The organism is Azospirillum sp. UENF 112521 (assembly GCF_058780665.1).
In genome coordinates this window covers 222506-235532 of record NZ_JBSNCI010000007.1, presented here as the reverse complement: position 1 = coordinate 235532, position 13027 = coordinate 222506, and the positions used below count along the sequence as shown (strand labels likewise).

The following is a 13027-nucleotide window of genomic DNA, read 5'->3' as shown; positions in this document are numbered from 1 at the left end:
GGATCAGGCGGCGGTGACGAGCGGCCAGAGCCCGTCCGCTCCGGCGCGCCCCACCTCCCGCCCGATCAGGCGGCCCCACTCCCCTTCCCCGCCGAACTCGTCGCGCCAGGACCACAGGCGCTTGGTGAAGAAATGCAGGCTGTGCTCATGGGTGAAGCCCATGGCGCCATGCACCTGATGGGCGATGGCCGCCGCGACGCCGGCCGCCTCGCCGCAGCGGAGTTTGGCCGCCGCAATCGGCAGCAGGGCGCCGCCCTGCGCCACGGCCTCGGCGGCGATGTCGCCGGCGGCACGGGCAGCGGCGGCCTGTCCGGCCAGCACGGCGAGGTGCTGCTGGATGGCCTGGAACTTGCCGATCGGCCGGCCAAACTGGCTGCGCTCGTTGGCATAGGCGGTGGTCATCGCCAGGATGCGGCCCAGCGCCCCGGCCATCGCGATGCTGCGGACCGCGGCGCCCAGCGCATGCAGCTCCGCCGGCGCGATGCCCGGCGAAGGGGCGACGCTCTCCGTCGGCAGCAGCGTCTCGAAGTGCAGGCTGTCGCGCGGCTCGTTCGCCAGATTGACGTCCGGCGCGGTGCCGGCCTGACCGGCGGGCACCAGCGCCACGAAGCTCTGCCCGTCCTGGCCGGCATCGTCGCCGGGATCTTCGCAGCGGGCCAGCACGACGGTGGCGGCGACGCGGCCCCAGGGCACCCGGTGCGCCGTTCCCGACAAAAGCCAGCCGCCGTCCCGCCGCGACAGGGTCAGCCGGTCGTCCGGGCGCACCGGCGCCAGGGTCAGCGGCCCGCCCGGAAGCTCCAGCCCGGCATTCGCCAGGATGCGGTTCGCCAACATGGTTTCCGCCAGCGGCAGCGGCACCGCGAAGGCTCCGGCAAGGCGGATCAGATCCAGCGCCTCCACCAGCGGCAGACCGAAGCCGCCGGCCTCCTCCGGCACCAGGGCGAGCGGAAGCCCCATATCCTCGACCGCCTGCCACTGCGCGTCGAGCCACTGGCCGGATTCGGCCGCCACACGCTGCTTGGCCGTGAACTGTTCTTCAAAAAGCCTGGTCGCCGTATCGACCAGGATCTGGCTGGTGTCGCTCACCATGTGTCTCCCTGTTGCCGGCTTCCGATGTCCGCCTGCGGACGTTGCGGAGGTCAGAGGTCGAGCCGGTAGCGGCGGAGGATGTCCGGGTCCGGGTCGGCGCCCAGGCCGGGACCGTCGGGAATGGCGATGGTGCCGTCGGGACGCGGGAGGCCGACCTCGCCGAACACCGGGGCGTCCAGATCGATGTAGAGCCGCTCGATGGCCCCGATCCCGCCGAAGACCGCGGTCATGTGCAGGGTCGCCAGGAAGCCGGGACCGGAATAGGGCGAGTGCGGGGCGAGCGTCCGGCCGTTCAGCTCGGCAAGCATGCCGACGCGCAGGAACTCGCTGATGCCGCCGACCTTGGTGACGCTGGGCTGGAGATAGTCGATCCCCTCGCAGGCGGCGAGCGGCTTGAACGCCCAGGCGTTCGGCGTGTTCTCGCCGGTGGCGATCGGGACCGGCGCGGCGCGGCGTGTCCTGACCAGCCCGTCCAGATCCTCGGGCGGCCAGACCGGCTCCTCCAGCCATTTCAGCCGGTGGGGGGCCAGCCCCTGCGCCATCTCGACCGCCGTCCCGACATCCCAGGCGCAGTTGACGTCCAGCATCAGCTCGATGCCGTCGCCGACGGTGCGGCGGGCGGCGGCGACCGCCTCGACCGTCTTCTCGTGCAGCTTGATCTCGCGATAGCCGCGCTCCAGCGCCTGGGTGCAGGAGGCGGCGACGATGTCCGGCTCGGTCAGCCGCATCAGGCTGGCATAGACCGGCACCTGTCCCCGCGCATGGCCGCCGGCCAGTTTCCAGACCGGCTGCCCGGCCCGCTTGCCGGCGAGATCCCACAGCGCGATGTCGAGACCGCTCAGCGCATATTGGGTGACGCCGCCGCGTCCGAAGATGTGGAGCGTCTTCTTCAGATCCTCCATCAGCCCGGCGATGTCCGTCACGTCGCGGCCGATGGCGAGCGGCGCCAGGGTCCGTTCGATGAAGGTCTTGGTCACCGGGATGACGTTGTAGCCGAAGGCCTCGCCGTAGCCGGTCAGCCCCTCGTCGGTCTCGACGCGCAGGATCAGGTAGTTGGCGGTGGTCCACAGCGCGCCGCCGAAGCCGGTGACCGGGCCGTTGTGCCGGTAGGGGATGGCGATCGGAATCGCCTCGATGGCGGTGATCTTCATGAGGGTCTCTCGCTGGCAAGGGGGCGGCATCTCAGGGACGGAGGGCGGCGGTTGCCGTGGGGCATCGGCCCGACCCGCGCTCCCCGGATCAGTGCGCGCCGCCGAGATAGACGCGCTGCAACAGGTCGCTGCTCTGGATTTCGGACGGCGTGCCCGCCCCGACGATCCGCCCGGTTTCCGTGAGGTAGCAATAGTCGGCGTGGCGCAGCGCCTTCTCCACCAGCTGTTCGACCAGCAGGATCGCCATGCCGCCCTTGCAGAGGTCGCTGGCGACGTCGAGGATGCGGTCGATGACGATGGGCGCCAGCCCGCCCGACGGCTCGTCGAGGATCAGCAGCTTGGGATCGCCGATCACCCCCTGCCCGACCGCCAGGATCTGCTGCTGGCCGCCGCTGAGGCGCGACGCCTGCTGGGTCCGGCGTTCCGCCAGTTCCGGGAACAGGCTGTAGATACGGTCGAGCTTGGAGCGGTCGCCGCGCGACGCCCGCGCATAGGTGCCGAGGAGCAGGTTGTCCTCGACCGACAGGCCGCCGAACACCCGGTGTCCCTCCAGCACCTGGACGACGCCGGAGCGCACGATGTCGCGCGGCGTCGCCGCACCGATCTCCGCCCCCCCCATGGTGACGCGCCCGGCCTTCTTCGGGATCAGGCCGGAGATGGCGTGCAGCATCGTGCTCTTGCCGGCGCCGTTGCGCCCGAGCAGGACGACGAACTCGCCGCCATGCACCCGGAAGGAGGCGCCGTGCACCACCTCGGCCTTGCCGTAGGCGACATGCAGGTCCGCCACGTCGAGCAGGATCTGATTGGGTCGATTGACTGTGCCCATGTGCATCTCACGCTCCCAGATAGACGCGGATGACTTCGGGATCGCTGCGCACCTCGGCCGGCGTGGCGTGCTTGATCATGCGCCCCAGATTCAGCGTGGTGACGCGGTCGCACACGCTGAACACGAAGTCGGTGTGGTGCTCGACCAGCAGGACGCCGATCCCGGCGTCGCGGAGTGCCGTGACGATGCTGGCGAGATGCTCGATCTCCCCTTCCGTCAGGCCGCCGGCCGGCTCGTCGAGCAGGATGAAGCGGGCGCGCATGACCAGCCCGCGGGCGATCTCCAGGAAACGCTGCTCGGCATGGTCGAGCAGGCTCGCCCGGCGATGGATGGCATAGCCGAGCCCGACGCCGTGCAGCAGCTCCTCCGCCCGGTCGCGCAGCGCGCGCTCCTCCCGGCGGGCGCGCGGCAGCGCCAGGGCGGTCTCCAGGAAGCCGGCGCGGGTCTCGCACCAGCCGCCCAGCATCGCGTTGTCGAGCACGCTGAGGCTGCCGAGCAGGCGGGGCTTCTGGAAGGTGCGGGCGACGCCGACGCGCGGGCGCTGCTGCACCGGCGAGCGCGCCAGCGACTCCCCGTCCAGCCGGATGTCGCCCTCGTCGACCTGGTAATAGCCGGTCAGCAGGTTGAGCAGGGTCGTCTTGCCGCTGCCGTTCGGGCCGATCAGGCCGTGGATTTCGCCTTCCCGCAATTCGAGCGACACGTTGCTGAGCGCCGTCACGCCGCCGAAGCGCTTGCTCACTGTGTCGGCAACCAGCGTGCTCATGATGCGTGCCCCCGTTGGATGTCCTGTCGCATGCCCCGCCGGACGGCGGCGGCCAGGCGGCCGATGTCGGGCTGGAGGCCCTTCGGTTCCGGACCTTTCTTCTGCAGACGGGCCATGACCGACTTGATGACGTGGCCGATGCCCTCCGGCACCACCAGCACCACCGCCAGCAGCAGCAGCCCGTAGAAGAAGTTGCCGAGCTTGGCGAGCGGCGCCACCATCTCGGGCAGGGCGGTCAGGACCACCGTGCCGACGAAGGGGCCGAGAATGCTGCCGCGGCCGCCGATGATGATGCAGACGAAGAAGAACAGCCCCAGCTCGAAGACGAAGGTCTCCGGCGTGATGTAGCTCTGCAGCGAGGCGAACAGCGCGCCGCCGATCCCGGCGGTGACCCCGCTGAAGGTGAAGACGGTGAGCTTCAGCCGGAAGATCGGCACCCCCACCGCGGCGGCGGCCACCTCGCTGTCGCGCAACGCGATCAGCCCCCTGCCCCACATCAGCCGGGCGACGTTCCACGTCATCCAGGTGATCAGCGCCGCGACCAGCAGCACCAGCCAGTAGAAGCCGGTCGGCGTGTCGAAGGGTGCGGCGAAGCCCGGCACCGGAAGCCCGGCGCCGCCGCCGGTCAGGTCGCCCTGGGCCAGCGACAGCTCCGCCATGATCAGGGCGAAGGCCATCGTCGCCATGGCGAAATAGAAGCCGGGAAGGCGCAGCGACGGCAGGCCCAGCAGGAAGCCGCAGAGCCCGCCCAAGCCGCCGGCCAGCGCCAGCGTCAGCAGCGGGTCGACGCCGTAGCGCCCGACGACGATGGCGAAGGCGTAGGAGCCGATGGACAGCAGCCCGACATGGCCGATGGACAGCTGGCCGGTGTAGCCGACCACCAGATTGAGTCCGGAGATCAGCACCCAGTAGACGCCGATCAGCGCCGCGAGGTGGAGCTGGTAGAAGTCGCCGACCCAGAATGGCAGGGTCACCGCCAGGAGGCCGCCGACGGCGAGCGTCCCGAGGCGCGGAAGGGAGGATGTCGTCATACCGGGCGGACCTTCTTGGAGCCGAAGAGACCTTCGGGTTTGACCAGGAGCACGACCATCAGCAGGCCGACCGCGATCGTCTGCTGGTATTCGCCGCCGAACAAATAGGTCGCGAGCGTCTGGAACAGGCCCAGCGCGACGCCGCCGACGAGCGCGCCGACATTGCTGCCCAGCCCGCCGACCGCCAGCGCGATGAAGCCGTAGAGTGTGAGGGTGAGGCCGAGCGCGAAGAAGGCGAAGGTCAGCTGCCCCGCCGCGAAGCCGGCCAGCCCGCCGAGCGCGCCGGCGATGGCGAAGGACAGGGCGCGGGTGCGGTCGGTGGCGATGCCGCGGGCGCGGGCGGCGAAGGCGTCCTCCGACACGGCCTGGAACACCTTGCCGTACATCGTCCGCCGGTAGAAGAATTCGAGCCCGAGCGCCATGGCGACCACCGCCGCGATCGGCAGCCAGTATTTCTGGTCCAGCACGCCGGCCGTGAAATCCTGGTCGGCCAGCCGCGGGAACGGGCGGGGCTCGGTGCCCCACCACAGGCCGACCGCCTGCTGCACCATCGTCGCCAGCGCCAGCGTGCTGAGCAGCCAGAGATGCTCGTCGGAGCGGGCAAGGACGCGGCGGATGGCGATGACTTCGGTCAGCAGGCCGAAGGCCGCCCCGACCAGCACCGCCCCGACCAGCGCCACCGGCGCCGGAAGCCCGAGATCGAGCATGAAGTAGGCGCCGAAGACACCGCCAAGCATGCAGATGTGGCCGGTCGTCACGCTCAGGACCTTGGAGGTCGAGAACATGATGTTGTAGGCGAGGCCCGTCGCCGCGTAGAGCGCGCCGATCGCCAGCCCCGACACCAGAACGGTAAGCATGCTGCCCATCCGTTTGTGAATTGCTGCGGAATTGCAAGACGGCGCGAATGCAGACCTTGCGGCCCGATGCGGGCCGCCGGTCGCCGGCCCGCGCCGGGGCCGTGAAGCCTCAAGTCCTAGCCGGCGTGGCCGGCTCGGCCGGGTCAGTGCGGGGCGGCCTCGAAGCTGCCGTCCTTGAAGGTGTTGGCCTTGTTGATCACGATGCCGGAGTCCGGGAAGCCGTTGCGCTGCTTCGGGCCCCAGCTGTAATCGGCATAGGTGCCCTTGAGGTTCTGGGTGTTTTCCAGCGCCTTCTGGACGGCGGCCTTGTCGGTCGATCCCGCCGTCTTCACCGCATGCTCGATGATCTTGACGGTGTCGTAGCCCAGCGTGACCCACCAGAAGGTGAAGTTGATGGTGCCGCCGAACTCCGGCCGCATCTTGTCCATCAGCGCGGTGGTCGGGCCGGGAAGCTTGCCGTCCACACCGTAGGTCGTGCTGCTGTAGCCGGCGGCATAGGTCTGCTCCCAGTATTCCGGCTTGTTCAGCAGATCCTTGATCGGGAGGCCCATGATGGCCGGATGGCCGACGACCGGCACGTCCCACTGCATGTTGCCCCGCGCGTTCAGCACGCGGGCGAGCAGGCCGGTGGCGGCCGACCATGGCATGACGACGTCGGCCCCGGCGGCCCGCGCCTTGGTCATCTCGTCGGTCAGGTCGGTCTTGTTGGCGTCGATCAGCACGCTGTAGACCGGCTTGATCCCGGCATCGGCCAGCAGCGCCTCGGCCTTCTTGGCGCTGGAGGTGCCGTAGCCGGTGGTGTCGCCGATGATCGCCACCTTGCTGCGCTTCAGCGTCTTGATGGCATAGTCGTTGGCGCTGCCGATCCACTGCTCGTTGGTGGCGATGGCCCGGAAGGCGCGCGGGTATTTCTGCGGATCGGTCAGCTCGTCCACCGTGCCGATGATGATGTTCGGCACGCCGGCACGGGCGAGGATGGGAACGGTGGCGAGCGATTCGCCGGAATTCACCGGGCCGATGACGAAGTCCACCTTCTCGCTGAGCACGAGCTGCTGCGCGAAATTGACCGCCTTGGTCGGATCGCCGGCGGTGTCGCGGGTGATCAGCTCGATCTTCCGCCCGTCGATGCCGCCGGCCTTGTTGATCTCGTCGACGGCGAACTTGACGCCCTGGTTCTCGGCGACGGCCGCCGACGACAGCGGGCCGGTCAGCGAGGACAGCCAGCCGATCTTCACCGGCGTCGTGTCGGCCCCGGCGGTACCGGCGAACAGGCCGACCGCCAGGGCGAGGCCCGCGGCGCTCACGGTTGCGGGGCCGAGGTGCATCCTGGCGGGAATCCGGTCGGTGGTCATGGTTCCTCCCTTCTTATGTATCGTGCTTTAGACTGATCATCTCCGAGCCCAACATTATTTCGCAAGACATTTTTCATTCCGCGCCATTTTTTTGTCGGAAGATGTCGTAGGGGCAGAAGAACCCATTCCCGGTTGTGGTTGGGTTCCAAACACCGCTTTTTTGCCGGTTGATGGGAAATTCGTGCGAAGTTTCGCCGGTCCCAGCTCTGGCGAAGTCGATGCAAAGGGCCGATCCTCACCGGTTGGGGAACGGTTCCCAGTGATCGGCACACCGGAGCGATCTGGATGAGCGGCGTATTTTGATATGAACTATGCACTGAATGAAAAAACTGTTGCAACTTACGCCATCAGGCGCGACGATGCGCCCCAAGAACAATCACCATTGTGAACTGTCCGCCCCCGTCTCATGAGACGGGGGCCGCGGCAGGCGGGAGGCAGGGCTTTGCGCATCTCCGACATCGAACTGGCCGCGGTCGACCTGCAACTGGACCGGCCGCTGCGCACCGCGATCCACGAGATCAGCACGGTGTCTTGCCTGCTGTTGACCGTCAGGACCGACGAAGGGGTGTCGGGCGAAGGGTATGGCTTCTGCTTCGGCATCGACCGCCTGCGCTCCATCGCCCAGCTGGCGGCCAGCCTGAAGCCGAAGCTGATCGGCCGCGATCCCTTCCAGGTCGAAGCCCTGTGGTCCGACCTGTTCCGCCATCTGAATTTCTGCGGGCAGGCGGGGCTGGCCCTGCATGCCATGACGCCCATCGACGTCGCCTGCTGGGACATCATCGGCAAGGTGGCGAACCAGCCGCTCTACCGGCTGTTCGGCGCCCACCGCGACCGCGTGCCGGTCTATGCCAGCGGCGGGCTGTGGCTGTCCTCCGGCCTGGACGAACTGCGGCAGGAGGCGCGGGCCTTCGTCGACCAGGGCTTCAAGGCGATGAAGCTGCGCCTCGGCTCGCCGCGCTGGCAGGACGACATCGCCCGCATCGAGGCGGTGCGCGACGCCATCGGGCCGGACATCGGCCTGATGGTGGACGCCAACCAGGGACTCGCCCCGGCCCATGCCCTGCGGCTCGGCCGCGCGCTGGAGGCGTTCGAGCTGGTGTGGTTCGAGGAACCCGTCCCGACCTGGAACGACGAGGGAAGCGCCGCCCTGGCGGCGGCGCTCGACACCCCGATCGCCAGCGGCGAGACCGAATACACGCGCTACGGCCTGAAACGGCAGATCCAGGCCCGCGCCGCCGACATCCTGATGCCCGACCTGCAACGCATGGGCGGCTACACCGAGTTCCGCAAGGCAATCGGGCTGATGGCGGCGCACGACGTGCCCTTCTCGCCCCACATCTTCACCGAACACAGCCTGCATCTGGTGGCGTCGTCGGCCGGCGCCATCCATGCCGAACACATGCCGTGGTTCGGGCCGCTGTTCCGCGAGGCGATGGCCGTCGAGACGGACGGCACCATCCTGGTGCCGGATCGCCCCGGCGTCGGCTTCACCTTCGATTGGGACCGCCTGGACCCGATGCGCGCCGCGCTCTGACAGCGGCCACGGGGCAGCGGCCACAGGGCAGCGGCCACAGGGGCAGTAGCCATGGCGCAGCGCAAACGGGCCGCATCGGGCCACGGCCACAGACGAGTATGGATCGAAGAAATGACAGTGTTCGATGGCGGCGCGGCGCCGGATGCGGCCCGCTCCCTGGGACCCCTCCACGGCATCCGCGTCCTCGACCTTTCCCGTGTCCTGGCCGGTCCCTGGTGCACCCAGTGCCTGGCCGACCTGGGCGCGCAGGTCCTGAAGATCGAGAGCCCCGGCGACGGGGACGAGACCCGGAGCTGGGGTCCGCCCTACATGGGCGATCTGGCCGCCTACTACACCTGCGCCAACCGGTCGAAGCACAGCCTGACCGTCGACCTCAAGAGCGCCGAGGGCCAGCGCCTTATCCGCGATCTGGCCGCCGAGGCCGATGTCCTGATCGAAAACTTCAAGCTCGGCACCCTCGACCGCTTCGGGCTCGGCTATGACGACCTGAAGCCGGTCAACCCGGCCCTGATCTATTGCTCGGTCTCCGGCTATGGCCGGACGGGGCCGGAAGCGGCCCGCGCCGGCTATGACTTCGTCATCCAGGGCGAGACCGGCCTGATGTCGGTGACCGGATTTCCCGACGGGCCGCCGACCAAGGTCGGCGTCGCCGTCTCCGATCTCTTCTCGGGCCTCTATGCCTCGCAGGCGATCCTGGCCGCCCTGCTCGGCCGCCAGCGGACGGGGCGCGGACAGTTCCTCGACGTGGCACTGTTCGACTGCCAGCTGGCGGCGATGGCCAATGTCGCCGCCGGAGCCCTCGCCACCGGGGCGGAGTCACGGCGCTACGGCAATGCCCATCCCAACGTCGTGCCCTACGAGGTGTTCGAGACGTCCGACGGGCCGTTCGTGCTCGCCATCGGCAACGACCGGCAGTTCCGCACGCTGTGCGAATCCGTGCTCGAGGACATCGCGATGCGCGACGATCCGGCCTTCCGCACCAACGCCGACCGCGTCGCCAACCGCGTCCTGCTCAGCCGGCGGCTCGCCGCCCGGTTCCGCGAGCGGCCCCGCGCCCACTGGATGGAGCGGCTCGCCGCCCGCAGCCTGCCCGCCGGCGCGGTGCGCTCCGTCGTCCAGGCGCTCGCCTCCGATCAGGTCGCGGGGCGCAACCTGCTCCACAGCTTCGAGACCGCGGGCGGCGGGCCAATTCGCGTCGTCGGCTATCCGGTGAAGTTCGAGGATGGCCTGCCGCCGCCCGGCCGTCCCCCGCCCAGGGTGAAGGCGGCGGGGAGATCGCAAAGCAGTGGCTGGAGCCCCGGCCGGGAGCCGGTCCGACCCCATGACACGCAAAAACCTTGACACATCTTCCGGGAGAGCACAGGTCCGACGGCTGGGCCGGCCTGCCGCCCAGTCTCACGGCAGGACAACGACACAGGGCACAGCCATGGTGAAAAGCGCGGACGAGGAACGGACCAAGGCCGGCAACGACGGCGAGCGCGAAGGACCGGCCGGCACGCTCGCCCGCGGGCTGGCGATCCTCGACGCCATCGTCGATGCACCGCAGCCGCTGATGCTCGGCGAGGTCGCGGCGCTGACCCGCCTGGACCAGAGCACGACGCTGCGCCTGCTGCGCACGCTGGAGGACAGCGGCTACGTCGTCCGCCTGGCCGATTCCAAACGCTATGCGCCGTCGCCCAAGGGCCTGCTGCCGCTGCCGCTGATGCATCCCATCAACCAGCTTCGGCGGGAATCGCACTCCGTGCTGATCGAGCTGGCGCGCAACCTGCGGGAAACCGTGGTGCTCGTCCTCTATCTCAGCACCGAGCGGATGGTGACCGACATCGCCCAGGCTCCGGGATCGCTGTCGCCCTACTACAACACCTGGCTCCAGGGGCCGCTGCACGGCTCCGGCTCCGGCAAGGCGCTGCTGCTCAGCCTCGACCCGGAACAGCGTGCCGCCGTCCTCGGGCCGGAGCCCTACAAGGTCTACACCCCGCAGACGATCGTCGACCGCGCCGGGCTGGACGAGGATCTGCGTGTCTCCGCCCTGCGGGGCTATGTGGTGGCGCATGACGAACACCATGTCGGCCTGACCGCCATCGCGGCCAACATCCCCACCTGGAACAACGGCCATGTCGGCTGTCTGGTGGTGACCGGGCATTCCCGCGACATGGACGAGGCCAGGATCGCCGGCATCGGCGAGGAGCTGGTCCGGGTGGCGAAGCTGATGCCCTACCAGCTCGGCAGCCTCCGCTCCGTCGCGCATGTCGTGGGGAAGTGACCGTCTCGACACTCACAATCGATCCGAAGGGAGAGAAGCCATGCCTATCGTCAACATCACCCTGATCAAGGGCCGGTCGCAGGAGAAGAAGGCCGCGATGTACCGCGAGGTCACGGAGGCGATCCACCGCACCCTCGGCGCGCCGCGTGAAAGCGTGCGCATCATGGTGAACGAGATCGAGCCCGAGCATTTCGCCGTCGCCGGAGAGGCCAAGACCGGCCCGTCGTCGTAACGCGCCGGCCTTAAACCACCGCACATCGCTGACGTGAAGCGACGCTTCGGCCGACGGCCGGAGCGACGGGAGTCGTGCGTCCGCAAGGCAAGGCGACGGACCGCCGCCTTGCCGACGCACTGGAAAGGATGATCTCGATGAACAACGGATCCGCCCCGGCCACCGGTGGGCGCCTTCTGGTCGACATGCTGCGCCTGAACGGGGTCGACCGGATTTTCTGCGTGCCGGGCGAAAGCTACCTCGCCGTGCTCGATGCGCTGGTCGATGCCCCGGAGATCGCGGTCACCATCTGCCGGCACGAGGGCGGAGCGGCGATGATGGCCGAAGCCTACGGCAAATGCACCGGCCGCCCCGGCATCTGCTTCGTCACCCGCGGACCGGGCGCCACCAACGCCAGCCACGGCGTCCACATCGCGCACCAGGATTCCACGCCGATGATCCTCTTCATCGGCCAGATCGAACGGAGCGCGCAGGAGCGCGAGGCCTTCCAGGAGGTCGATTACCGCCGCATGTACGGCCCGCTCAGCAAATGGGTGGCGCAGATCGACGAGGCCGGCCGCATCCCCGAGATGGTAGGCCGCGCCTTCTACACGGCAACGTCCGGCCGTCCGGGACCGGTGGTGCTTGCCCTTCCGGAGGACATGCTTGTCGAACGGGCGGCCCCCCGCCCGGCCGCACCCTATCGCCCGGTCGAGCCCGGCCTGCGGCCGGAGGATCTGGCGGAGCTGGAGCGGCTGCTGGGTGCTGCCGAAAGGCCGCTCCTGCTGGTCGGCGGCGGCGGCTGGACCGCGGAGGCCTGCGACGACATTCGCCGCTTCGCCGAAGCATGGGACCTGCCGGTCGGCGTGTCCTTCCGCTCGCAGGATCTGTTCGACAACGCCCATCCCAACTATGCCGGCGATCTCGGCCTCGGCGTCAACCCCGCCCTGGCCAGGACCGTCCGGGAGGCCGACCTGCTGCTCGTCGTCGGTCCGCGGCTGGGAGAGGCGACGACCGGCGGCTACACGCTGCTCGACATCCCATGCCCGCGCCAGACCCTGGTGCATGTCCATGCCGGGGTCGAGGAGCTGGGCCGCGTCTACCAGCCGGCGCTCGCCATCAATGCCGGCATGCGCACGACCGCCAGGGCGCTCGCCGCACTGGCACCGCCGGCCTCCCGCCGGAACCCGGAACGGCTCCGGGAACGCACCAAGGCCATCCACGACGCCTATCTCGCCTGGACCGATCCGCCGTCCATCCCCGGCCCGCTGCAGATGGGCGAGATCATGGGCTGGCTGCGCGAAACCCTGCCGCCGGACACCATCGTCACCAACGGGGCCGGCAATTTCGCCATCTGGCCGAACCGCTTCCACCGCTACCGCCGGTTCCGCACCATGCTGGCGCCGACCTCCGGTTCGATGGGCTATGGCATCCCCGCGGCAATCGCGGCGAAGCTGCTGCATCCGGAGCGCCCAGTGGTGGCCTTCGCCGGCGACGGCTGCTTCATGATGAGCGTGCAGGAACTCGCGACCGCCGCGCAGTACGAGGCGGCGATCGTGGTGGTGCTGGTCAACAACGGCATGTTCGGCACCATCCGCATGCATCAAGAGCGCGAATACCCCCGGCGCGTCAGCGGCACCGAGCTGAAGAATCCCGACTTCGTCACCCTGGCGCAGAGCTTCGGCGCCCATGCCGAACGCATCACCCGGACCGAAGAGTTCATGCCGGCCTTCGAGCGCGCCATGGCGGCAGGACGCCTCGCCCTGCTGGAACTGGTCATCGATCCGGAAGCCATCAGCCCGACGCACACGGTGACGAGCCTGCGCGAACAGGCGGACCGCGCCCGCGGCGCCTGACCGCCGGCCGGCACGGAAAACCGGCCCGATGAATGAGGGCCGGCAAAAGGCCCGATGAACCGGAGTTGTCCCGCCCTCCCGCCGACCAGGAACC

12 protein-coding genes are annotated in these 13027 nt (G+C 69.2%); 5 read left to right on the top strand and 7 right to left on the bottom strand.

From position 1 onward, the window contains the following. Positions 1-3 precede the first annotated feature (3 nt). From ACWPN8_RS29835 to ACWPN8_RS29805, 7 genes are all read right to left on the bottom strand, one after another. Positions 4-1089: an acyl-CoA dehydrogenase family protein gene (locus ACWPN8_RS29835; RefSeq protein WP_492243393.1), complete on the bottom strand. Its 1086-nt coding sequence runs from the start codon at positions 1087-1089 to the stop codon at positions 4-6. 50 nt (positions 1090-1139) lie between these two features. Next, entirely contained in the window at positions 1140-2240 is a 1101-nt protein-coding gene (locus ACWPN8_RS29830; protein WP_492243392.1) for a mandelate racemase/muconate lactonizing enzyme family protein, read from the bottom strand. Between the two features lie 88 nt (positions 2241-2328). Continuing rightward, positions 2329-3072, bottom strand: a complete 744-nt coding sequence (locus ACWPN8_RS29825; RefSeq protein WP_492243391.1) for an ABC transporter ATP-binding protein — start codon at positions 3070-3072, stop codon at positions 2329-2331. A 1-nt stretch (position 3073) separates the two neighbouring features. Further along, positions 3074-3829, bottom strand: a complete 756-nt coding sequence (locus ACWPN8_RS29820; RefSeq protein ID WP_109095565.1) for an ABC transporter ATP-binding protein — start codon at positions 3827-3829, stop codon at positions 3074-3076. Beyond that, on the bottom strand, positions 3826-4860 hold the full coding sequence (locus ACWPN8_RS29815; RefSeq protein ID WP_492243390.1) for a branched-chain amino acid ABC transporter permease: 1035 nt from the start codon (positions 4858-4860) through the stop codon (positions 3826-3828). The genes ACWPN8_RS29820 and ACWPN8_RS29815 overlap by 4 nt, the downstream gene beginning before the upstream one ends. Then, positions 4857-5717 (bottom strand): branched-chain amino acid ABC transporter permease, encoded by an 861-nt coding sequence (locus tag ACWPN8_RS29810; RefSeq protein ID WP_098735126.1) that lies wholly within the window; start codon positions 5715-5717, stop codon positions 4857-4859. Before ACWPN8_RS29810 ends, ACWPN8_RS29815 begins: the two co-directional genes overlap by 4 nt. Before the next feature lie 143 nt (positions 5718-5860). Beyond that, positions 5861-7069 (bottom strand): ABC transporter substrate-binding protein, encoded by a 1209-nt coding sequence (locus ACWPN8_RS29805; protein ID WP_492243389.1) that lies wholly within the window; start codon positions 7067-7069, stop codon positions 5861-5863. 442 nt (positions 7070-7511) lie between these two features. Between ACWPN8_RS29805 and ACWPN8_RS29800 the strand changes: the two genes are divergently transcribed. The 5 genes from ACWPN8_RS29800 to ACWPN8_RS29780 all read left to right on the top strand — a co-directional run bounded on the left by ACWPN8_RS29800 (position 7512) and on the right by ACWPN8_RS29780 (position 12933). After that, complete coding sequence (locus ACWPN8_RS29800; RefSeq protein WP_492243388.1) at positions 7512-8603, top strand: mandelate racemase/muconate lactonizing enzyme family protein; 1092 nt, start codon at positions 7512-7514, stop codon at positions 8601-8603. A gap of 111 nt (positions 8604-8714) precedes the next feature. Next, positions 8715-9944: a CaiB/BaiF CoA transferase family protein gene (locus ACWPN8_RS29795; protein ID WP_492243387.1), complete on the top strand. Its 1230-nt coding sequence runs from the start codon at positions 8715-8717 to the stop codon at positions 9942-9944. An 85-nt stretch (positions 9945-10029) separates the two neighbouring features. Further along, the gene (locus ACWPN8_RS29790; RefSeq protein WP_158285335.1) at positions 10030-10866 is read left to right on the top strand and encodes an IclR family transcriptional regulator; all 837 of its coding nucleotides are present in this window, start codon (positions 10030-10032) and stop codon (positions 10864-10866) included. Between the two features lie 40 nt (positions 10867-10906). Then, a complete protein-coding gene (gene thmT, locus ACWPN8_RS29785; protein WP_098734949.1) occupies positions 10907-11098 on the top strand; it encodes a 2-hydroxymuconate tautomerase in 192 nt (63 codons plus the stop codon). Between the two features lie 137 nt (positions 11099-11235). After that, positions 11236-12933, top strand: a complete 1698-nt coding sequence (locus ACWPN8_RS29780; protein WP_492243386.1) for a thiamine pyrophosphate-binding protein — start codon at positions 11236-11238, stop codon at positions 12931-12933. Positions 12934-13027: the final 94 nt, after the last annotated feature.